This window comes from Microbulbifer sp. SH-1, assembly GCF_011326135.1.
GTDB classification, from domain to species: Bacteria; Pseudomonadota; Gammaproteobacteria; order Pseudomonadales; family Cellvibrionaceae; genus Microbulbifer; species Microbulbifer harenosus.
The window spans coordinates 3,649,221-3,673,432 of sequence record NZ_CP046948.1 but is presented as its reverse complement, the minus strand read 5'-3'; the positions used below and the strand labels follow the sequence as shown (position 1 = coordinate 3,673,432).

General features: G+C 54.2%; 14 protein-coding genes and 1 tRNA gene. 13 read left to right on the top strand and 2 right to left on the bottom strand.

Features of this window, described 5'->3' with window-relative positions:
* Positions 1-172 precede the first annotated feature (172 nt).
* Complete coding sequence (locus tag GNX18_RS15105) at positions 173-4,543, bottom strand: hypothetical protein (protein WP_166219114.1); 4,371 nt, start codon at positions 4,541-4,543, stop codon at positions 173-175.
* 90 nt (positions 4,544-4,633) lie between these two features.
* Entirely contained in the window at positions 4,634-7,867 is a 3,234-nt protein-coding gene (locus GNX18_RS15100; protein ID WP_166219112.1) for a TonB-dependent receptor, read from the bottom strand.
* Positions 7,868-8,260: 393 nt separating this feature from the next.
* On the opposite strand from GNX18_RS15100, the gene mutY reads away from it, so the two are divergent.
* The 13 genes from mutY to GNX18_RS15035 all read left to right on the top strand — a co-directional run bounded on the left by mutY (position 8,261) and on the right by GNX18_RS15035 (position 24,210).
* On the top strand, positions 8,261-9,385 hold the full coding sequence (mutY, locus tag GNX18_RS15095; protein WP_166219110.1) for an A/G-specific adenine glycosylase: 1,125 nt from the start codon (positions 8,261-8,263) through the stop codon (positions 9,383-9,385).
* Between the two features lie 168 nt (positions 9,386-9,553).
* Positions 9,554-9,835 carry an oxidative damage protection protein gene (locus tag GNX18_RS15090; RefSeq protein WP_166219108.1) on the top strand — a complete coding sequence of 94 codons (282 nt, stop codon included), beginning with the start codon at positions 9,554-9,556 and terminating at the stop codon, positions 9,833-9,835.
* Positions 9,836-9,945: 110 nt separating this feature from the next.
* A tRNA-Phe gene (locus GNX18_RS15085) sits at positions 9,946-10,021 on the top strand.
* Positions 10,022-10,527: 506 nt separating this feature from the next.
* Positions 10,528-11,118, top strand: coding sequence for a restriction endonuclease subunit S (locus tag GNX18_RS15080; RefSeq protein WP_166219106.1), 591 nt, complete (start codon positions 10,528-10,530; stop codon positions 11,116-11,118).
* Positions 11,118-11,963 carry a DNA damage-inducible protein D gene (dinD, locus tag GNX18_RS15075; protein WP_166219104.1) on the top strand — a complete coding sequence of 282 codons (846 nt, stop codon included), beginning with the start codon at positions 11,118-11,120 and terminating at the stop codon, positions 11,961-11,963. Before GNX18_RS15080 ends, dinD begins: the two co-directional genes overlap by 1 nt.
* The gene (locus tag GNX18_RS15070) at positions 11,963-13,492 is read left to right on the top strand and encodes a type I restriction-modification system subunit M (protein ID WP_166219102.1); all 1,530 of its coding nucleotides are present in this window, start codon (positions 11,963-11,965) and stop codon (positions 13,490-13,492) included. Before dinD ends, GNX18_RS15070 begins: the two co-directional genes overlap by 1 nt.
* A complete protein-coding gene (locus GNX18_RS15065; RefSeq protein ID WP_166219100.1) occupies positions 13,482-14,732 on the top strand; it encodes a restriction endonuclease subunit S in 1,251 nt (416 codons plus the stop codon). Before GNX18_RS15070 ends, GNX18_RS15065 begins: the two co-directional genes overlap by 11 nt.
* A complete protein-coding gene (locus GNX18_RS15060) occupies positions 14,732-17,401 on the top strand; it encodes an AAA family ATPase (protein ID WP_205827950.1) in 2,670 nt (889 codons plus the stop codon). Before GNX18_RS15065 ends, GNX18_RS15060 begins: the two co-directional genes overlap by 1 nt.
* Entirely contained in the window at positions 17,398-18,720 is a 1,323-nt protein-coding gene (locus tag GNX18_RS15055) for an McrC family protein (protein WP_166219098.1), read from the top strand. Before GNX18_RS15060 ends, GNX18_RS15055 begins: the two co-directional genes overlap by 4 nt.
* 43 nt (positions 18,721-18,763) lie before the next feature.
* A complete protein-coding gene (locus GNX18_RS15050; protein ID WP_166219096.1) occupies positions 18,764-22,072 on the top strand; it encodes a type I restriction endonuclease subunit R in 3,309 nt (1,102 codons plus the stop codon).
* A gap of 5 nt (positions 22,073-22,077) precedes the next feature.
* Positions 22,078-22,842 carry a M48 family metallopeptidase gene (locus GNX18_RS15045; protein WP_166219094.1) on the top strand — a complete coding sequence of 255 codons (765 nt, stop codon included), beginning with the start codon at positions 22,078-22,080 and terminating at the stop codon, positions 22,840-22,842.
* Positions 22,843-22,984: 142 nt separating this feature from the next.
* Positions 22,985-23,587, top strand: a complete 603-nt coding sequence (locus tag GNX18_RS15040) for a DUF924 family protein (RefSeq protein WP_166219092.1) — start codon at positions 22,985-22,987, stop codon at positions 23,585-23,587.
* Positions 23,587-24,210 carry a LysE family translocator gene (locus tag GNX18_RS15035; RefSeq protein WP_166219090.1) on the top strand — a complete coding sequence of 208 codons (624 nt, stop codon included), beginning with the start codon at positions 23,587-23,589 and terminating at the stop codon, positions 24,208-24,210. The genes GNX18_RS15040 and GNX18_RS15035 overlap by 1 nt, the downstream gene beginning before the upstream one ends.
* Positions 24,211-24,212: the final 2 nt, after the last annotated feature.

Here is a 24,212-nt window from a genome sequence, read left to right as displayed (position 1 = left end):
TATAGACGGATTTTTCAAACGCAGGCGACATTTATTTCAATGAATTATTCAATGCAAATTCTTTACAGAAAACCGGCGCAAACGCGCAAACGCGAAAACAAAAAATGACCGGAATCACTTCCGGCCATTTATTTATACTCGACAAACTTTCTGAAAATTCGACGTTATACGATCAATCAGCAGATATCTGATAACCGGCATTGATCGGAATAAAATAATCCAGCGTACCCAAATAATTGGTATCCAGAATGAAGTCTTTATTGACCGTCTTCGATGCCGAATAGTCCGAGGCGGCCTCACCCAGGTTGATCACATCGGGTGTCGCGTACTTGCGATTTTCCCAACCGGAAAGCCGGACAACGCCCTCTACATCCTGGAAATTCGCTTCTGCAGCCCGGGTGCCAACCGTCCAGCCGAAACGGTAGATATCCGCGTTGGCTTCGCTGGGGTTTTTCACGGTGGTGAGATCACTGGCGGTGCCGGCAACATTGGTGACGGTTTTACTGGTAAAGCGGGTATCGAATGCCTGTTCCAATCCGGCATTGTTGGAGAACTGGGTACAACCAAGTGCCACCTGATCGAAGATTACTTCCTCACCTACCAGTGCGTCTACGCTGCCGTCGGTCTTGATACACCAGTCCGGCGCCCAGCCGAACCCGATTGGATAGGGGTGACTGGTGCTGAATCCGCGATCGTAACCCGTTTTGTTCGTACCGAGCACACTATTGTGCAGGTATAGACCGGAACCGCCTGACAGTTCGATCATGGAACTCAGCGCATCGGAGTAACGTTCTGGCTGCGCTTCTGTATATCGCAACGACAGATTGGCAATGGTAGGTGCGGAACGGGGCAAATCGTTTTCATGGCCGACAGCGCCGTTGATTCCGTGAATTACCGGGTAGTAATGCGACGAAGTGACGTCACCGTCGGTTTCCTGGTAAATTGTCCGGTAGTTACCATCGGCATCCGTACCCGCCTGCGCCATGGTCAGCTGCATCATAAGCCACACGGACTGTAGCGTGCCCTGATAGCCGTGGTTCCATTTAATAACGCTGCCACCCAGCACAGCGCGCGCGCTATTGGAGCCGATATTCACGTTGCGGAAATTGACCGCACCACCGTCGATGTCAATCACCGGCTTGCCGAAACTTTCCTCAAGTTTGTCAGTCAGGGCACCGGAAAACAGGAAATTGTGAATCTCGCTACCGCCGCCGACACTATTTAGCTGCAGGCGGCCGCCGATCAGTTCCAGATTCTCGATCCACAGATTGCCGTGGCTGTTGTCGTAACCGCCGTAGTAACCGAACTCGCCCTGGATATTGCAGATGTTGGTGCCGGGCTCGGCCATGGCATCGGGGCACTGGTTGTTGCGGCCGAAACCGTCGACGATCAGGCCGCGCCACGGGCCCGTTCCGCTCAGACCCACCGGACCCAGGCCGTCGGTATCGGCGTCGTCTTCCAGCGCCACTTCACCCAGGGCCAGCAGCGCGCCACCGCGGGTAACATGTAGGGCACCGCCGGCCGTAGCCACTACATCGGCGCTGGGTCCAATTTCCAGGGTGACCGGGTTTTCCTTCATATCCTGCAGCTGCGCCAGATCGGTAATTTCCAGGTGGCCCTCTCCGACGCGCACCAGCCCGTTTAGCAGCCATACGGTCGGCACGGGGTCGCGCACCATAATTGTTGGAAAAGAACCACCCCATAAATAGTCTTCGCTAATTTGCTCCCCCGCTTCTGCCGCCAATCGCTCGCTGCCGGTATAGGTGCTCAGTACCAGATCCTCAGTAATGGTGCCGCGCAGTCCGCAGACCGGGCGGTTAGCCTTTGCTGACGAAATTTGCGGCCCACCATCGGGTAAGTAAACTGGATAGTAGTCATCCGATTCAAAAACAAAGTCATCCTCCAACACGCCCATAAAATCGCACTCCGCCGCAAGCACCACGCCCACGGAATCGCTCCAGCCCAGATACCAGTCGTCCACCGAGTCGCGCACCGAACCCATATAGCCGACACCGGCGTTCAGGAACATGGCTGCGCCTCCGGCGAGAGCAAAGTCGATACTGGATTCGATGCCGGGAATCTCACTGCCGCTGGCGACAAAGTTGGTATCCAGCACCGCGGGCACCTGATACACACCGCTCAGGCCCTGGGTGCTGGCGGCGTAGTCCATTCCCGCCTCTTCGTCTTCTTCGGCAATGGTGGCGCCGCAGTCCAGCACCACATTGTCGAAAAAGATCTGCGCCGGGTTGCTGGTCTGCAGGTTGGCCGTGGCCGGGTCGTCGATATCCAGGCAGGTGTTGAAGTCCGCTACCACCGAGTTGTACAGCAGCAGTCCGGAACCCTGCTCCAGCAGGATGGCGGTGTCTGCACTGTCAGTACCTTTTACGGTGATATTCGCCATCACCGGGCGCGAGCGCGGCGCGGCATCGTGATTGGCGGCATCGTTGCTGCCGTGCAGGGCGTGGCCGAGGCTGTTGTCACCGGCCTGCAGGATGGCGTATTGCAGGGTGCCGCGGTAGCCGCTGGCCCACTGTACCTGGTTGCCTACCACATCGGAGACCAGCAGGTTGTCGATATTTACCGCACCGCCATTTAATGACAGGCCGGCGCTGGCGGAGTCGGCAATATCCAGGTGGTTGATCTGCCCCGCAGCGCTGACTTCGTTCAGGGTCAGTGCCGGCTGGCCACTGCCGGCGTTCAGCAGGCGCAGGTAGTTGATATCCACATACCGCTGCTGTGCCAGTGCGCAGATTTCACTACTGGCGCAGTTGTCCACCAAGCCGTTGATGGTGATACCGCCCCAGTGTTCATTGAGCCCCTGGGGTGCCAGTTCAACGGGATTCTGCGCAGTGCCCAGTACCCGCAGGGCCGCATTCGGATTCAGCGCAAGCGTCGAGCCGGTACTCAGCAAAATTTTGGAGCCCCCGTCGATAACGATCTGGCCCGGCGCCGCCAGCGCCGCTTGTTGCTGCGCCGCATCCAGTGCTGTGAAATCGCTGCCCAGGGTGACGGCGCCATTGATGCGCCAGGCCACTTTTACGTCATTGATGTCATCGTCGAAGTAAAGATTGCCGCTCACCTGTCCCTTGAGTTCACAGATCTGGTAGGTGCTCTGGCCGATGGCTACTGTTTCTTCCAGCAGAGCGCCGGCGCCGTAACAGGGCTCGTAATAAAGACCGAGCTCATAACCGTAGACAAGGGTGCTGCCGCTCAGTGAAGCTGCCGCCACCCCCTCGATGTTGACGTTATCCAGCGCGAGGGTGGCACTGAGATCCGGGTTGAGAGTGTAGAAGTTTTCCGCCTGGGCCAGGGCCTGGGCGGCGTAGTCGCTGCCGTCTTCCGCCGCGGCGGTGGTTTCTCCGCAATAGAAGGCACTGTTGGCAACTGCCACGCTGGTATTGCCATCGCCAATATTCAGGCAGGTAGCAAAGCCCTGCACCACCATATTGTCAATGCCGATATTGCCGCCGCCGGCGAGCGCCAGTGCGGAGCCGGCGTTGAGGGATTGATCCACCAGCGTCAGGCCGTTGATGGATACACCGCTGTCGCCGCTGCCACTGTTCCCGCCTTTGATGGCGGCGAGATCGGACTGGTGGTGGATGATGCTGCTCCACATTTCACCGCCAAAACCGCTGTGCCAGTAAAGCGCGTGGCCCTGGTTGCCCAGGGCTCTGAAACTGCCAATGCTCAGCGCGCCGCCATTCAGCTCCAGGCCATTGGTCGCGCTGTAAAAAACGCCTTGGGGAGCATAACTCTGGCCCAAATGCGGCGCATTGACGGTGATGGCCGCGGAGAGCCGTTCACCACCACTCAACTCACCGCCGGCTTCTGCGGCGTAACCGGTAAAGCCATTACGAGTTCCGAGCAATCTAGTGCCTTCACGGGTTTCCTGCTGCGACAGGCCGCCGTAGTAACCCCACTCACCCTGCACATTGCAGAAATTGTCCGCACCGCCGGTAGTGCCGCAGTCCGGGTGGTAGCCCATGCCGTTTACCACCACACCGCCCCATTCGCCGCCGCCGATATTGTCGTCGTCAATGGATACAATATTCGGTGCGAAACTGCCGTTGCGGTGCACCACCACCACGGTGCCGGGCTTTGCATAAACTTTTGACGCGTAGCCACCAACACCGTGGCGCGTATCTGCCTGCAGTTCCGCCAGGGTTGCGTAGCTCTTGCTCTCGCCGATTTCGTAGGTGCCGTCCAGCACCCATACCAGATTTTCATAGTTGTGGCTGCTTTTCAAATTGACTGCGCCGACCTGGCCCGCATCGGCATTTAGCAGGCAGGCCAGGGTTTCCACGCCGTCCACTATCACCGGATCGGTGGGTGTGCCGACGACGCCGCCTTCCGCGACCTCACATTGCGCGAGGCTCAGGTCAAAGGGGGGCTCCTGGGCGAGCTCATCGGAAGTTTCACCTGTGCAGGCGCTCAGCAGTAACGCGCTTGTTACCAGCAGCATGGAGTGATTAAGCCTGCGTTTCAGGCCAGACAGGACGCCGGCATCCCGTGCCGGAACCCGGTATATTTTTTTGGTAGTCATGGTCTCACCTAAAAATGGTCTTGAATAAATTTCAAATCTGTAGTGAAAGCCAGCCATGTGACTTCCACGAAAAATGCCTAACAATTCCTATCAAAAGCTGTAGCTAGCCTTGAACTTGAACTTGCGCCCTGACGAATATTGCAGGTAAGGCAATTCTTGGGTTTCATATTCCAGGTTACGTTCAGCATCCAGCAGGTTCTCCACCGAGGCTGACAGGGAGAGACCATTGTCGAAACCTTTCATGTAGATCAGCTTGAGGTCGTCGAACGGCATTTCATATACGTTGGAAACCGCAGCACTGATACCTGGATTTACGATAGCCAGCTCCTCGCCCTTACGGTTGAACACCAGAGTGACTTCCTGCCCGCTGTCCACATGGTCGTAACCCAGCTGCAGGTTGACGATATAGTCCGGCTGGCCCTGCAATGGACGCTCGGTGTCGTACTCGAAAATTCCACTGCCCTCAGTTACGTCAACAGATGACATGATGTCGGTGTAGTTGAACTGCACGAAAAATTCGTGCCCCTGTTCCCGGCCCAGCACGAACTCGCGGCGCAAGTCCAGTTCCGCTCCGTAGACTTCGGCGCTTTCCGCATTGGTAAAGGTGTAGTAGTCGAAAACATCACCAAGACCGTCAAAGCGGTTTTCGATCGCATTGGTAATATCCTTGGAGAAAAGCGCCAAGGTGACCGATTCGGTATCCGATGGGTACCATTCCAGGCGCAGGTCGAGGTTTTCGATATCCGCCGGTTTCAGATCCGGATTACCTTCGTATTGCTCCAGAGTTTCTATGTCGTTAAATTTTCTTGGCAACACCTCGAAAATTTCGGGCCAGCTCACAGTCTCGGAATAGGCAGCACGCAACTGCCAGGCATCGCTAAACAGATAAGTCACGCTGAGAGACGGGGATGTGCGTTCTTCATCCAGCAGTTCGGTCATGGGCTCGACCGTGTACATATACTGCTCGCCGGCCATATAGAAATTTTCTCTGCGCACTCCGAGATTGACTTTGACCTGTTCGAGGATATTCGCCTCAACCAGGCCATAGGTGGCGTCAGAGTTTTGCTCGACTATATAGCTGTCGCCTTCCAAGCCCGTATCCATTGCTGGGTCCAGGCCGCCAACATAGATATACATACTGCCCAGCCCCGACGGGCCGTCACCGAGGCCAGGTCTGCCCACAATTACCTCAGGGATGATCGCCTGGGATGGATCCGCGTTTTCGGCCAGTGCGATACCTGCGGATGAGAAACGACCGCTTAGCGAATAGCGGTAGTGATACCCATCGCGCTCGCGCTGCAGGTCATTTGCGCCGACCTTGAGTAACAGCGACACACCGAAAATGTCCTCTATCGGCAATGCGACATCAAGCCTGTAACCACTGTTGGCTTCCTCCATGGTTTCCCACAGGTTGTAATGATCCCCAAAATTTTTTACGACTAGCCCATAGCTATCTGTTCCGGTAACACCTTTTTGATAAGTGTATTGAGTTGCATTGGGGCGGTCGTACTCGGTCCCGGCGTTCATCAACTGCCAGTCGACGGACAGGTCACCCAGGTATGCGCTCCAGCCGCCAGCGGAAATATCGAAACTGTGCGACCCCCATACCTGGTGACTCAGCAGCTCCTCCTCGATCCAGTCGGTGCGCTGGAACTTGAATTCATGACCTGTAGATACATCCTCGAAGTGCTCCAGCTCCGCTGAATTGGTGGTGTGGCGCAAAGCGATATTGTTCAGTCCCAGCTGGTGGCGATCGTTGATATTCCACTGCAGATTGAGCATGGCACTGAGGTCGATAATATTGTTGGTATCTTCAGTTTCCGCGAATTCTATGAGGGCGATTCGCTCGTTGTATTTAGCAAATCGGGAATTTTTTTTGGTGCTGTTGCTCCATTTGTTGGAGTAGCGCAGCGCGCCGATAACACCCAGGCTCTGCTCACCGATATCCCAGCTGTTGCCACCACTGAAGTCCATGGAGGAATCGCCTAGGGCCTCACCCTTGTAGATGGCGTTGTGCCTAAGGCTCTGGCCCATGCGAATGACTTCTTCCTCATTGAATCCGCCATAGCCTGGGGCACCATTGTCGAGGTTTACCCATTGTTGCAAGGACGGCGTCAATTCGTTGGGCAATTCGCGGCTGCCATCGTCCATGCCCAGCCAGTCCCTGTCACCTTCGGTGTCGGAAATCACCATATCATCGCCGTGGTTGTCGCCGTGGGTGATGGAAGAGGAGATCTTGAAAAAGCCCGCCTCGGGAATATCCCTGGTGCGCATACTGATATGGCCGGCGGTGGCCGTGCTGGGTACATCGGCAGTGGCACTCTTCTGCAGGCTGAGGCCCTGCATGATGCCGGCGGGGAAGATATCCAGCGGTAGGTCACGGCGCGCCGGATCCGTGCTCGGCAGCGTGGCGCCGTTGAATTCAGTGGACTGGTAGCGGCTCTTCATGCCGCGGACTACCGCGTAACGGTCGTCTTCCATCGACACACCCACCACGCGCTTGAGCGCGCTGCTTACCATGGAGTCGTCGAAGCGGGAAATCTGGGTGAAGTCGATACTGTCTACCACGGAGGAAGAGATGCGCTCGATCTCGATCGGGTTGCCGGGCAGGTAGCGGCCGAGCACCTGCACCTCTTCCACCACCGGTGCGTCGCCACCGGCAAATGCATCCTTCGGCGAGAGCTGCACGTCTACCGCGAGGTTCATTTTCGACAGCACGCGCTGGTTGCGTAGACGGCTGGTCTGGAATTCCGGATGCTGTAGTTCCAGCTGATAAACGCCCTGGGGCAGCTCCAGCTCGAAGGCGCCGAAGCGGTCGGTGACGGTGCTTTGATCGCTGCCCGCGACCTTGACGGTAACGTTGCGCAGGGGTGTGTTCCCACCGGCGCTCACCACCTTGCCCTGGATCAGGCCCGGCAGCAGGCTTTCCTCGCCGCTGCTGGCAATTCCCTCTCCCTCCGCGCCGGCAGAATCAAACGCGGACAGTTCAAGACGCTGCAGCGATTTGATGGCGCGGCCGCTGGCGGATTCGCTGTTGACGATAATCACCGCGGCTTCCTCGGCACCGATGGTGAATTCGTAGGGGATCACGCGCTCGCCGATGCGCAGTTGCAACTGATGGCCGCCGCCGGGCAGGTCGTCATACCAGAAGCTTTCCCCGGCCGCGCTGCTGCCGATGGCCTTGCCGTCCAGTAGCACTTCCGTCACCGCCGCCGGTTTGCCGTCGACAAACGCATCCAGTTTGATGGCCGCCGCCTGCCCCTGGCTGGCCACGATCATGCCAATAGCGCTGCACAGCAGCCGCCTTGAAGCACTCAATCCCATGTTGTCCCCCGCTCTAAAGCTAAGAAATAAGAAAATAAAAATGTGCGGCGGAACTCCCCCCGCGAACATCGGCCTCGGTTGCGGATTCACACAGCCACAGAGATCCCCGGTTTTTTCCAAGTCCGATCTATACAACGACGGAAAAAAACGGCGCAGGCGACAGGGATTAGGTGAAGATTTGGTGAAGGTTTTTTGGCGGGGTTGTCATATTTGGCGGCGAGGTGCGGAACGAGCTACGGAAATAAACGTATCTCCTCGTCATCCCGGCGAATGCCGGGATCCAACACCACGTCGCCAGCTACCACCACTGGATACCGGCATTCGCCGGTATGACGAGATTGCATAACGCAGTAGCATGGGCATCCTTTGCGGTGCCGATTTTCGCTTTTACCCATGCCTATAAATTCCCCGATCAAACCCAAGACCCCAGCCCGCTTCCAGCAGGCCCTGCTCAAATGGTTCGACCAGCACGGCCGCCACGACCTGCCGTGGCAACAAAGCATCAACCCCTACCGGGTGTGGGTGTCGGAAATCATGCTGCAGCAGACCCAGGTGACGGCGGTTATTCCGTATTACCTGCGTTTTATGGAATCTTTTCCCACCGTAGAGGCACTTGCCGCCGCCAGCCAGGACCGGGTGCTGGCACACTGGAGCGGCCTCGGCTACTACGCCCGCGCGCGCAATCTGCACAAGTGCGCACAAGTTGTGGTGAACGAACACGGCGGCGAGTTTCCGCGGGATGTGGAGGCGCTGGCTGAATTACCCGGCATCGGCCGTTCCACCGCGGGCGCCATTGCCAGTATCAGCATGGGCCTGAAAGCGGCGATTCTGGATGGCAATGTAAAGCGGGTGCTGGCGCGTATTCACGCCGTAGAAGGCTGGCCGGGGCAGACCGCAGTGGCGAACCGGATGTGGGAGATCGCCGAGCGCTACACGCCCGCCGAACGCACCGGGGATTACACCCAGGCGATGATGGATCTGGGCGCGACCCTCTGCACCCGCTCCCGCCCGGCCTGTGAGCGCTGCCCGTTCGAGAATCACTGCCTCGCCCGCGCCCAGGGCAACCCCACCGATTACCCGGGAAAGAAGCCAAAAAAGGAAAAACCGGAGCGCCAGACTACCCTGCTGCTGATCGAGCACGACGGCGAGCTGTATCTGGAGCAGCGCCCGGCGACAGGGCTGTGGGGCGGGCTGTGGATACCGCCACAGCTGGACGGGGACGACGGCGGTGAGGCCAGCGCCCAGGAATGGCTGGCGGCACAGGACCTGGACGCCAGCGAAATCCAGGCGCTGCCGCTGTTGCGCCACACCTTCAGCCACTTCCACCTGGACATACACCCCGTGTGGATAACTCTGCCGCAGAAGCCCGCGCGGGTGGCAGAAGGAGCCAGCGGCTGGTATAAACTGCGCCAGCTCGACCGGCCCAGATCCGGGCAGGATCTCGGACTGCCGGCGCCCATAGCCAGGCTCGTCAAACAGCTTGTCGCGCTTCGGGAGCCTTTGTTGGCGTCCTGTTGATAGTTTTGTGGCGGCAACGCACAGGGGGCGGCTTTTCGGAACCGCTGTGAATACATCCCTGTACGCTCTGTCGGCAACATCCCTGTTGCCGACAGTTCCGAAAAGCCGCCCCCTGCACCTTGCCTTCGATTCTGGGTGTCGCACTTCGAACAAACACTAGGAGAATCCATGTCCCGCACCGTCTTCTGCCGCAAATACCAACAGGAACTGGAAGGCCTCCCCAACCCGCCCTTCCCCGGCCCCAAAGGTCAGGACATTTTCGAGAACGTCTCCGCCAAAGCCTGGCGGGAGTGGATGGCCCACCAGACCATGCTGATCAACGAAAAGCGCCTGAACATGATGGAACCCTCATCCCGCGCCTACCTCGCCGATCAGATGACCAAATTCTTCAGCGGCGAAGACTACGACGCCGCAGACGGCTTCGTACCGGAGCAAGACGGCGACAAGTAAGCGACCGCTCACAAACCCCAAAAACTATTTATCAATCAAGGGGTTGACTCCTCAAAAGAGAGCAGGTTTAATACGCGCCTCGCTGCCGGGGACACCCCGATAAAAGCGAAGCCCAGATAGCTCAGTCGGTAGAGCAGGGGATTGAAAATCCCCGTGTCGGTGGTTCGATTCCGCCTCTGGGCACCATACAAAAAGCCGCTCCCGAAAGGGTGCGGCTTTTTTTATGGTGCCCAGCGGTGGTTAAGAACCACCGATGTGGTTCGACTAATCGCGCCAGCGATTTGCAACGAGCGCGCCAGCGCGAAGCCCGCAGGGGCAGAACAGCCCTTAGGCTGCTCTGATTCTTCCGCCTCTGGGCACCACGCCGCTTACCGGATTTTCTCCGACTCGCTCAAAAGCCAGTAACCGCAAGATTTACCGGCCTTTCCTGTGCTCAAACAAACCTCACGCCAGCTCCCTACATTCCCACGCCAACCTCCCGGAATTTCACACCCAAACAATCCTCCCCCAACCCTTATGCGGCGAGCCTCAACGCGAGTTACAGCATCACCACCTTTGACGCAATCCGTATCCTCAGCAAAAGCACCCCTCCACTTTCTTTGCATCAAAGTCGATGAAACATCTTTTCAACTTGACACCCAACCGGGATCGGAAGATTATTTCTGCATCATCGACCATGAACAGGAAAAAGCGTGAAGCTCAAACAAATCGCAACCATCAATGCAGGCTATCCGTTTCGGGGCAAGATTCCCGAAGTCGCGGGCGCTGCCGTGGTCGCGGTTCAGATGAAAGATATTTCGCTAACCGAAGGGATTCAGTGGTCAGACTGCCTCGAAACAGAGCTAACCGGGAAACGTGAACCCGGCTTTCTCACCGTCGGTGATATTTTGGTGGCCGCCCGAGGAAGCCATAACTACGCCGTACAGGTAGACCAGGCATTAGCCTCGGCCGGCAAGCAAGCGGTCGCCGCACCGCACTTTTTTGTGATCAGCCTGAAACAAAAAGACATTCTGCCGGAATTCATGGTGTGGTTACTGAACCAGGCACCGGCTCAGCGTTATTTTGAACAGAATGCGGAAGGCACAATGACAAAGAGCATTCGTCGCAGTGTATTAGAAGACACCCCCGTGGTTATCCCGCCCCTGGCGAAGCAGCGCGCAATTATTGCTGTGGCTAACACCCTGCGCGAAGAACAAAGGTTAGTACAAAAATTAATCTACAACGGTGAGCGAATGATGAGCGCTATTGCCGGAGACCTATTCGATAACAAGGAGGTATTGTGATGAGCCAACAACATCAATCATTTGAATCACTTAAACAGCAAACAGAAGAAGGGAATGAATTCTGGTCAGCACGTGATCTAGCGCTTATTTTGGAGTATCGCGATTGGAGAAACTTCCAAAAGGTTATAAATAAAGCGAAACAATCCTGCGAGGGCAGCGGTCAATCTATCCATAACCATTTCGTTGAAGCCACCAAAATGGTCACCTTAGGTTCAGGCTCCCAGCGTGAACTCGACGACTTTCAATTGTCCCGCTATGCCTGCTACCTGGTTGTCCAAAATGGTGACCCAACCAAACCGGTGATTGCGGCGGGTCAAACCTACTTTGCCGTGCAGACCCGGCGACAAGAGCTAGCCGATGACCAGGCATTCCAGCAACTTAAGGAAGACCAGAAACGGCTTTTTCTGCGCAATGAGCTTAAAGAACACAACAAGCAACTCGTCGAAGCGGCCCAACAGGCTGGCGTTGAAACCAATCTCGATTTCGCCATCTTCCAAAATCACGGCTACCAGGGCTTATATGGTGGATTAGACCAAAAAGCCATTCATGCGCGAAAAGGACTGAAGAAAAGCCAGAAGATTCTCGACCATATGGGGTCGACCGAGCTGGCCGCGAATCTATTCCGTGCCACCCAGGCAGAAGAAAAACTCCGCCGCGATAACGTCCAGAGCAAACAGCAGGCAAACCAAACCCACTACGAAGTAGGCCAGAAGGTTCGTCAAACCATTACCGAACTGGGCGGCACCATGCCGGAAGACCTGCCGGCACCCGAGAAAAGCATCAAACAACTAGAGTCAGCCGCAAAAAAATTGGGCGATAAGAACAACCAGGAATCGAAGAAGTAATGAGCACCACCGAAAAAATCAACCAAGACAGCATCAACAAAGCGCTATGGAACGCCTGCGATACCTTCCGTGGCACCATCAGCGCGGACACCTACAAAGACTTCATCCTCACCACGCTGTTCCTCAAATACATCTCAGACGTATGGCAGGATCACTACGACGGCTACAAAGCCGAGTACGGCGACGAGCCGGAACTCATCGCAGAGATGATGAAGAACGAGCGTTTTGTTCTGCCGAAAGAAGCAAGCTTCTATGCCCTGTACGCACGCCGCCACGAACCCGGTAACGGCGAACGCATCGATCAGGCGCTGCACGCCATTGAAGAAGCCAACGGCACCAAACTGAAAGACGCCGGAAAGAGTGTGTTCCAGGACATTTCCTTCAATACCGACAAACTGGGTGAGGAAAAGCAGAAGAACACCATCCTGCGTCACCTGTTGGAAGACTTTGCCAAACCCGAGCTGAACCTCAAGCCCAGCCGTGTGGGCACACTGGATGTGATTGGCAATGCCTACGAATACCTGATCAAAAACTTCGCGGCCAGCGGTGGCCAGAAAGCCGGTGAATTTTATACCCCGCCCGAAGTGAGCGACCTGATCGCCGAGCTGTTGGACCCACAACAGGGTGACAGCATTTGCGACCCGGCCTGTGGTTCTGGCTCACTGTTAATGAAGTGTGGCCGAAAGGTGGTGGCCAACCACGGCAGCAAGCAGTACGCCCTATACGGTCAGGAAGCGATTGGCTCTACCTGGTCGCTGGCAAAAATGAACATGTTTCTGCACGGCGAAGACAATCACAAAATTGAGTGGGGCGACACCATCCGTAACCCGAAGTTGCTGGATAAGAATGGCGACTTAATGCTGTTTGATATCGTGACCGCCAACCCGCCATTCTCCCTGGATAAATGGGGCCACGACGAAGCCGAACACGACAAATTCAGCCGCTTCCGCCGCGGTGTACCGCCGAAAACCAAGGGGGACTACGCCTTTATCCTGCACATGATTGAAACCCTGAAGCCAAAAACAGGCCGCATGGGTGTGGTGGTACCGCACGGCGTGCTGTTCCGAGGCTCCAGTGAAGGAAAAATTCGTAAGCAGCTGATCGACGAAAACCTGCTGGATGCCGTGATTGGCCTGCCGGAAAAACTCTTTTACGGCACGGGCATTCCGGCGGCGATTCTGATTTTCAATAAGGATAAGTCAGATGACTCTGTCATGTTTATCGATGCTTCTCGTGAATTCAAAGCAGGGAAAAATCAGAATTTACTAACCGAAGAAAATATTGCAAAAATTGTTGAGACTTATCGCTCGGGCAATGACGTGGATAAGTATGCCTACGTTGCCAGCCTCGATGAAGTCAAAGAGAACGACTACAACCTGAATATTCCGCGTTATGTTGATACCTTTGAAGAAGAAGAAGAGATTGATCTCATTGCAGTGCGTGCTGAGCGTGAACAGCTCAAATCCCAATTGACCGAGCTGGAAACCGAGATGGCCAAGTATCTGGTGGAGTTGGGATATGGCGCGTAGTTTAGCTAAGGACAACATCCCTACTGGATGGAAATACGACCTACTAGACAAATTTGCGAATCGCTGTAGCGGTCACACGCCTAGTAAATCTTTTCCAGAATACTGGAATGGAGGTATTAAATGGATATCTCTTGCAGATAGCTACCGCTTAGACCAAGGCTATGTTTACGAAACCGATAATGAAATATCTGAAGCAGGAATAGCTAACAGCTCAGCAGAATTGCATCCAGCAGAAACAGTTGTTTTATCTCGCGACGCTGGCATAGGCAAAAGTGGCGTCATGGCTACTCCTATGGCAGTAAGCCAACACTTTATTGCATGGAAGTGCGACAACACGGAAAGGCTAAACAGTTGGTTTTTGTATAACTGGCTTCAGTTAAATAAGGCAGAATTCGAACGTCAAGCCGTTGGTTCAACCATTAAAACCATTGGTTTACCGTATTTCAAAAAGTTAAAAATCGCCGTACCACCATACTCTGAACAAAAGAAAATCGCCCAAATCCTCTCCACCTGGGATAAAGTCATCAACACCACCGAACAACTGCTCGCCAATAGCCAGCAGCAGAAAAAAGCTCTGATGCAACAACTGCTCACCGGCAAGAAGCGCCTACTGGATAAAAATGGGGTTAGGTTTAGTGGAGAGTGGAAATTCCAAAGCATCAACCAGATTTCCAAAAGGATCAAACGTAAATCTGATGGGGGCGAACATCCGATTCTCACAATATCTTCATTATCAGGATTTGTTAGGCAAGACGAACGCTACAGCAGATATATGGCCGGTGAGAGTGTCAAGAACTATATCCTTCTGAAAAGTGGAGAGTTTGCCTACAACAAAGGGAATTCAAAGACCTACGAGTTTGGCTGTATATTTGACCTTGATAGTTATGATTCAGGCTTAGTGCCCCACGTATATGTATGCTTTAGGCTTAATCAAGATCTTAGCCACAGGTACTTCAAGTATCTTTTTGAGGCAGACTATCTCAAACCTCAACTTGGCGCTTTGGTAAATACTGGGGTCAGAAATAACGGACTTCTAAATATTAAACCTTCTGAATTTATGGGAACCAGGGTTCCAGTGCCAAGCCTTGAAGAACAAGAGAAAATTGCCGATATACTTCAGGCATCTACAGAAACAACAAAAAGCTTTCAACAAAAATTAGATTACCTCAGGCGGGAAAAGAAGGCATTGATGCAGCAACTGCTGACCGGAAAGCGACGGGTAGTAGTCGAGGAAAAATAATGAGTCAATTCACTTGGATTCCGGTGTTTAAGGCAATTGCGAGCTGGTTAGTCCAGTACGAGCATCGTCAATCAGAATTAGTAGCCATTTTACAGGAAATCGGGATCGATAATGGCCTGACCGATAAAGATGCGAACAACAACGAAGTTCCGCTGGCAGAGATAGATCCATTCACATTCTTCGCTCTATTTATGAAGTACGGGCTGGACAAGCGTGGGGAGCTGATATCGAAATTGATCGACAAAGCCAGCATAGATGCACCCAAACTCACTGATTTCGATGGCGTGCCCAGCGCTCAGGCTCAGAAGGTTTGGCTATTCCCCTTTACGAGCAAACGCACCCCGGAAATGGTGTCGACCCTGTGGAAAACCTTCCTTGCGGCAAAGGACGGGACCCTCGATGATGCCCTTTTTCAGCAAGCGCTACGAATCCCAAACACCGGATTTGCCAAGCTGACACAATGCCTGTTTTACGCTTTTCCAGATTCCTACCTACCAATCGATCTACAGACCCGACCTTGGCTTGAGCAGCAAAATGTTATGCTACCAACTGCCAACTGGGATGCGTATTGCGAATGTCTTACGACCATTAAGCATCAGTTCAATGAGCCTTTTGCCAAGCTCTCCTATACTGCTTGGCTGGAAAACCAACAGGCCGGCTTCAGTGCGACCGTTGCAATGGAGTATCTTAACCAGCGCTTTCCCGGCACTTACTCTGGCACTAGCCATATTGCCGCCTATCGCTGCGGCTCCGGCCGCGAATTGGCCTTCGACCCTAGCCAAGATCCGGCCAGTAAGAAGAAAATCCAATTATTCACAGACAGCTTGCCCGACAACCCGGATGATTACGGTCGAATAACTGAGTATCCAGCGGAAAGACCGCGTAATGGCCATTTAAAACAGCATGCAAAATCCCTCGCTACTGGCCAGCAAGCGTATTCGATTACGATTAATTCACTGGACCTGCTGACACAGTTTTGCGACTGGTTTACCGGTGAGTCGTTTGTCAGCGAACCAAACGTCACAAATTCAACACTAAAAAACGGGGTAACCATGGCGAGCCAGACTCTTAATCAGATCCTGTACGGGCCGCCGGGAACTGGCAAAACCTATAGAACTACTAGTCTCGCTGTAGAGATTGCCGACCCGAAATGGTTCTCCGCGTACGCCAGCGCTGAAAGCGGTGCAACAGCACGAGCCGCGCTCAAGCAGCGCTACGACGAGTTGGTTGCGGAGAGGCGCATCGTGTTCACCACCTTCCACCAGAGCTTTGCTTACGAAGACTTCATCGAAGGCATACGTGCCGAGACTGACGATCAAGGGGCACTCCAATACTCCATTCAGGAAGGTGTTTTCAAGCAATTATGCGAAGCTGCGGATGCCAAGATTACCCGCCAAAGCAGCGAAGTTATTGACCTTAAAGGGCGTAAAGTGTGGAAGATGTCGCTGGGCAACACTCTTGCTGGCGAAGAAGATATCTATCAGGAATGCCTGGAAAATAGCTATGTGCTTCTCGGTTACGGCGAGGCCATTGATTTTTCACATTGCAATAACCGAGATTCTGTGCGCGCGCAGTTTGATGCATCGAACAGCCGGGAGACAGCACAGTCGGACTACCCGATTACGTCTGTTCACATGTTCAAGAATCAAATCAGCAACGGGGATATTGTCGTCGTCTCTGATGGGAACCACAAGTTTCGCGCTATCGGCGAGATTACTGGCGACTATCAATTCCTCGGCAGTGAAGAGCGACCTTTCTACCGTCAGGTACGACAAGTCAAATGGCATCGCCAATATGAACCCAGCCTGCCGCGAGAACAGCTGTTTAAGAAATCGCTCTCGCAGATGACGTTGTACGAGCTGCGGCCATCCACCATCGATATGGACAAGCTTGCGCAGTTGCTCGCACCCAGGGATGTACACGAGCAGGAACAGCGACCCTACGTACTGATTATCGACGAAATAAATCGCGGCAATATCTCGCGTATTTTCGGCGAGCTGATTACTCTGCTGGAACCCGCCAAACGCAAGGGCGCTGACGATGCACGGGAAGTGGTCCTGCCTTATTCTAAAGAGCCGTTTTCGGTGCCATCTAATGTGTATGTCATCGGCACCATGAACACTGCCGATAAGTCGCTGGCGCAGTTGGACTTGGCACTGCGACGCCGCTTCAGCTTCGCCGAAGTTGCTCCGGAGCCGAAGCTCTTAGCCGGGGTAACGGCCTACGGGATTGATATCGGTGAAATGCTTGCGGTAATCAACCAACGTATTGAGGTGTTGCTGGATCGTGATCACTTGATTGGCCACAGCTACTTTATGCCACTTCTGAATGCGAGTGGGGCTGAAGCGCGCGAGATGGAACTGGCCTGCATCTTTGAAAACGGCATTATTCCGCTATTGCAAGAGTATTTCTTCGACGATTGGCAGCGGATTAGCTGGGTGCTGAACGATCAGGAAAAAGCGAAGGAAGACCGCTTCATCTGTTCTGGCGGCGAACAGAACTTGAGTGTTTTGTTTTCGGCGGACGTGGTTGAACAGATTAGCGATCGCCGTTTCTACGTAAACACAAAGGCATTCACCCAGGCAGCGGCGTATAGCGGCATTATGCCCAGTCGTGCCGCGACGATACCGGCTCCTGCATCGGCAGAATATGAAGCTGTGGAAGCATGATCCAGGTACGTGAATACGCCAAACTGACCAGTAAGCGTGAAGGAACACCCAACCTTGATTTGGGCTTCGTGTCGGAAGCGACCCTGAGTTGGCTGTGGGAGCTACAACAGAGTCAGAAGGGCAAGCTCCTGCGGGAGATAGGCCGGCATAGTGTGCAGCTTGGCAGCTACGTTGGCTACCTCCAGAGTCCGAGTGGCGAGAGCATTGAAGTACTGCCAAAAACACAGCGGCATATGCCATCGCAACTTGAAGTAAGTGAGAACCAGCAACTATTGCGAGATATGCTCGCGGTCAGTCTACAACTAAAGCCGCTCGAAGCCGGCGTAGCCAGTCTGCAGAGGTTGCACACACCGCTGCATGAATGGATTTTCACCCAGTATCTCGATCACTTGAGTCAGTTGGTGTGCCGGGGGTTGCGGTTCGACTATCAGCGAGTGGAAGAAGAGAGCCGTTTTATTCGCGGTCGCCTTGACCAGACACGGCAGAGTCGGCAGACACCAGACAAGGCCACCAAGTTTCATATCCAGCATGATGTCTATAGCCCTCAACGTATCGAAAACCGGCTGCTGAAAACTGCGTTGGACTACACCCTTAATCTGACCCGAGATCCGGATAATTGGCGACTGGCCAATGAGCTGGCGCACCAGCTGATCGAGTTAACCCCCATCCGCAATCCGCTGGCCGAGCTGCCCAAATGGCAATCGGGCAAACTGATGCAGTATTACGATGAGGTAAAGCCATGGTGTCAACTGATTCTGGAAAAGTTAAATCCGAGCTTCCAGCAGGGGAGTCATCGCGGTATCGCGTTGCTATTTCCGATGGAGCGTCTGTTTGAGAACTATGTTGCCCACTGTCTCGGACGGCAGCTGGCGCCCCATACACGACTACGCACCCAGGTCTGCGATAAGTACCTGGTTAAACACACTCCTGCTAGTACCACCAGCGAACACAGCTGGTTTCAGTTGAAGCCGGACCTGCTGCTCGAAACACGCTTCTCAAACCCCTCGGTTACAGTAATGGACACCAAGTGGAAGCTTGTCGATAGCCAGAGAGCAAGCGGCGACGCCAAGTACAACTTGAGCCAGTCCGATATGTACCAGCTATATGCCTATGGCCAGCGGTATATGGGTGGCTATGGTCACATGGCCCTGATTTTTCCGGCTCACTCCGACTTTCAGGAGCCCCTTCCGCGCTTCAGCTTTTCTGAACAGCTGCATCTCTGGGCGCTGCCATTTGACCTGAAACGGCGACAGCTGGTGAGCGGCGAGTGGCAGAATTATTTCCCTGAGTTAAAAGGCACTCTGCAGCAGGCGGTTTAACGACCGTTGTGTATTTTATCGTTTATCGGAGACCTCCAGACTAATGGATTACACCGCAAGCCCTAAATTTCAGGAAGAATACAGTGCCAAGTTACCGGCCCTGACGTTGTTAACCAACCTCGGGTGGTCGTTTGTCTCTCCTGAACTCGCGTTAGCAGCCCGTGGTGGCAAAGCGGACGAAGTGGTTTTACGCCAGGTTCTGCGTAGCGAACTCCAGAAGCGCACCTTTACCTTTGCCGGCAAGAGCTATCCACTGTCTGAAAAGGCCATCGACAACCTGATTACCGAGGTGTGTAGCCCTGCGTTAAACGAAGGTCTGTTGACCGCTAATGAGCGCCTGTACAACCACCTGCTGTATGGGATCTCCGTCACCGAGTTTGTGGATGGCAAAAAGGCCAGCCCGACAATCGTCCTGATTGATTGGCAGAACCCGACGAATAACAGCTTTGTGTTTACCGAAGAGTTTACTGTTACCCGCTCGGGCGGTATCGAGTGCCGACGCCCCGATATTGTGTGCTTTGTAAATGGAATACCACTCGTAGTGATTGAGGCGAAGCGCCCGGATGGCAATGCAAAAAAAGGCCCGACCATAGATGAGGGTATTTCGCAAAGCCTGCGCAACCAGCGCCACGATGAAATCCCACTGTTGTTCGCTTATAACCAATTGCTGCTTTCCATCAACGGCAATGAAGGCCGTTATGGTACTTGCGGTACTCCCGCTAAATTTTGGGCAGCCTGGTGTGAAGAAGATATTTCTGATGCCGAGATGTACGCCATCAAGAACAAGACGCTGAAAGACGAACAACTGACTGGCTTGTTTAGCCACCGGCCGGCAAAAGACATGGACTGGTATCAAAGCCTGACCGCTGCGGGCGAGCTGGCGGTTACCGGCCAGGATCAACTACTGATCAGCCTGTTAAGCCCGGCTCGGCTATTGGAGATGACCCGGTACTTTACCTTGTTCGATAAGAAGGCAGGAAAGATCATCGCCCGTTATCAGCAGGTATTCGGCATTAAGCGGCTGATTGAACGCATCAATACCCGCAGCAGCACCGGCGGCCGTGAAGGCGGCGTGATCTGGCATACCACGGGGTCGGGTAAGTCATTCACTATGGTGTTTTTAAGTAAGGCGCTGATCCTTCACGAAAGCCTGAAACAATGCCGCATTGTGGTGGTTACCGACCGGGTAGACCTGGAAACCCAGCTCAGTAAAACCTTCGCCTCTGGCGGCGAGCTGGCCGGTAAAAAAGACAAAGAAGCGGCCATGGCCACTTCCGGTAAGCGCCTGGCGGAACAGATTGGCAAAGGCTCTGAGCGAATTGTTTTCTCGCTGATCCAGAAGTTTAATACCGCCACCAAAATGCCGGAGTGCGTGAACAACAGCGCTGACATCATTGTGCTGATTGACGAAGGCCACCGCAGCCAGGGTGGTGAAAACCATATTCGCATGAAGCAGGCGCTGCCCAACGCGGCATTTGTGGCCTTTACCGGTACGCCGCTGTTAAAGGACGACAAAACCACCAATAAATTTGGCCCCATTGTGCACGCCTACACCATGCAACGTGCCGCGGAAGACCAGACGGTTACGCCGCTGTTGTACGAAGAGCGTATTCCCGACCTGGACGTGAATGAACGCGCAATCGACAGCTGGTTTGAACGCATAACTGAAGGCCTTTCCGACCAGCAGAAAGCCGACCTGAAACGCAAGTTTGCCAAAAAAGGCCAAGTGTACAGTGCGGATGATCGCATTCGTCTGATTGCGCTGGATATTGCCAACCACTTTATTAAAAACATCGACGAGGGGTTAAAGGGCCAATTGGCCTGTGACAGTAAAACCTCAGCTATCAAATACAAAAAATACCTGGATGAAGCGGGCTTGTTTGAATCTGCCGTGGTGATGAGCCCACCCGATAGCCGTGAAGGCAATACCGCCGTAGATGAAGCCGCTACACCGGAAGTCACCCAATGGTGGAAAGACAATGTTGGCAGCCAGGACGAGCAGGCGTACACCAAACATTTGATCGAGCGCTTCGACAAAGATGATGAACTTAAGATCCTGATCGTGGTGGATAAGCTGCTCACCGGTTTTGATGAACCAAAGAACGCGGTGTTGTACATCGACAAACCACTGAAAGAGCACAACCTGATCCAGGCTATTGCGCGGGTAAATCGACTGCACCCGAAGAAGAAGTTTGGCTTACTCATCGACTATCGCGGCATTCTGTCTGAGTTAGATACCACGATTCAAAAATATCAGGATCTAGCTTCCCGAACCCAGGGCGGTTACGACATCAATGATATTGCCGGTCTCTACAACCAGATGAGCACCGAATACAAGCGCCTGCCACAGCTCTATAAACAGCTGTGGGCCATATTCGACGGCGTAAAGAACAAAAACGACATCGAGCAGTTGCGCCAGGTTCTCGTGCCAAAAATTGAAGAACGAGGCGGAGAGCCAGCAGCTGGTATTTCTGGAGAGCTGGTTGATGTGCACCTGAAGGTGCGAGAAGACTTCTACGAAGCCCTCACAGCCTTTGCCAGTTGTTTGAAGGTAGCGCTGCAATCGGCCACCTTCTTTGAAGATAAGAGCTTTAGCGACCAGGATCGCCGTCACTATAAGGAGACCCTCAAGCAGTTCTCCAGCCTGCGCCAGCTGGTGCAGCAAGATGCTGGCGAGAAGATCGACTACGACGAATACGCCGATCAGGTGAAAAAGCTGCTGGATAAGCATGTGGTGGGCGTAGAGGTAGAAGAACCCGGTGGCGTTTATGAAGTCGGCAAAATGGGTCAGAAGCGACAGCCGGAAGACTGGAGCGAAGATAAAACCCGCAACGAAACCGACATCATCAAAACCCGCGTGACGCGTATGATTGAGCAGGAACTGCGGGATGACCCTTATGCTCAAGAAGCGTTTTCAAAGCTACTTAGACAGGCCATTGAAGAAGCCGAAAAGCTGTTCGAGCATCCGCTGAAACAGTACATGTTATTCCGTGAGTTTGAAGAGCAGGTACAAGAAAGGCGCTTAAGCGACATCCCCGATGCCTTTGCCGGTAATCGCCATGCACAGGCCTACTTCGGTGTATTCAAGAAGGTATTGCCAGAAGCCCTAGCCGTGCTGGATCAACAAGTCCAGAACAAATGGGTAAATGTAGCGTTTGAAATTGACCAAGCGGTAGCAAGCTCGGTGGCAGAAAACTCCATTAACCCGCAGAACATCGAAGCTAATATCCGCAAGAAACTACTACCGCGCATGTTCCAGGAATGCAAAGCCATCGGCAGCGGTATGGACCAGGCCAAGAAGATTGTTGAAATGATTGTGCAGATCACCCGCGTTGGTTTGAGTGGACTGTAAGCCTGATGAATGTACCGATTAAACGCCAATCCACAGAATCGGGCCAGACAATGAGCTTCCGCTACGGAGACGAGCAGATCACATTTGAGCGAGTGAAGCGCGCGCAAGCCACTGGCAAGGTGTTGATTAAGGTTCATCCCGATTGCCGGGTTATCGCATCCGCCCCCGACGCTGCCGACAGCGAAGCGGTTCTTTCTGCTGTTAAAAAGCGTGGCCGCTGGATTTACGAGCAACTGCGTGACTTTCGCAAACAGCTTGAGTTCACCACACCGCGAAAATACATCAGCGGTGAGAGCCATTATTACCTTGGTAAGCAGTACCTGCTGAAAGTGATTGAAACACCTGATCAGGTTCAAGGTGTTAAATTGCTTCGCGGTAGGCTGGAAGTTTCGCTACGAACCAAGAACGCCGATAAGGTTAAAGAGCTACTGACTGACTGGTACAAAGCACGCGCGAAGGAAACCTTCGCCAAACGACTCGATGCCATGCTGGATCAGGCTCTATGGGTAATTGAGCGGCCACCACTTCGCATACTAACCATGCAAACTCAATGGGGCAGCTGTTCACCCAACGGCCGTATCACACTGAATCCTCTTTTAGTAAAAGCACCCCGCGAGTGCATTGACTATGTGATTCTGCATGAGCTTTGTCACATTGCTGAGCACAATCACAGCGAGCGGTTTTATAGGTTGATGAGCCAGGTCATGCCAAAGTGGGAAAAGACTAAAGAACGACTGGATGGGATGGCTCACCTCATAATCTCTTCTTAAATATCGCGAGAATGTACGGGGCAACTGTTCCCCAAATGGTCAGTTAAGTTTGTCTTCGACTGTATTTGATAACGAATAATACGAGCGTGATTTCGTCACAGCCGACATTTGCATGCGCCAGTGAAAATAATTGGGAGACCCCATGGCTAACTCTTCAGAAATTCTGCAGTTCTGGTTTGGCACAGATCAGTTAGAAGCACCGATAAACGAAGCGCACCAACAACTATGGTTTACCCGCGATGAAGCCTTCGATCAAGAGATTGAAGAGCGATTCGGCCACCTGGTGGAATCTGCCATCGCCGGCGATCTGCACAGCTGGCGGAAAACCCTAGCCGGTGAACTGGCGCTGATACTTGTGTGCGACCAGTTCCCGCGAAACATTTACCGCGGCACCGCGCGCGCATTTGCCGGAGACCCACTGGCCCTGGAAGTTGCCCTCGACGTGATCGAGCGGGGGGATGACGTGCAGTTGGGGCTCTGTCAGCGCGCTTTTCTGGGTATGCCGCTGGAACACGCCGAAAGCGAGCAGATGCAGCGCCGCTCTTTGGACTATTTCAACCGCCTGCGCATGGACTACGTCGACGGCGCCAGTGGCGCTGCCCAGGCCGAGAATTTCTATCAATTCGCTGTTGCCCACCAAAAAGTCATCGACGAATTCGGGCGCTATCCCCATCGCAATGCGTCGCTCGGCCGTGAATCGACCACCGCGGAGCGGGAATGGCTGGATCAGGGAGGCGGTTTCTGATGGATATGCTGTCTTGGCTTTCTCTCGCGGGAATCTGCGCTCTGGGCGCCATGAGCCCCGGCCCCAGCCTGCTGATTGTGCTGCGCTGCGCGGCTGCGGGTCTTCGCCAGGGGCTGGCGTGCGCCATTGCCCACGGCGGGGCCATCGCGCTCTATGCGTGCCTGACCGCCTTCGGGCTGGCGGCGCTGGTCACCCATACCCCCATGCTCTTCGCCATCCTTCAGTGGGGCGGCGCGGCCATGCTGGTGTATCTCGGCTGGAAGGCCCTGCGCGCTCCCGCGCCAACAAGTAGCACTGCGGTAAACACTCCAGCTCCAGAGTCCGTTTCCGTCTCACGGGCGGCGCTACAGGGTTTCGGTATCGCATTCTTCAACCCCAAGGTCGCCATCTTTTTTACCGCCCTGTTCAGCCAGTTCGTTTCCGCCGAGCAAATGCTCAGTACCAAACTTGGCATGGCTGGCCTGGCCGCCGGCATCGACGCGATCTGGTATGCGCTGGTTGCACTGCTGGTGACCCTGGGAAGCGGGCGTGGCTGGCTCAGCGCTGGCGCCGCCCACCGCCTTCAACAGGTATTCGGGGGATTGCTACTGGGGCTCGCCGCACGACTGGTATTTAGCCTCTAATA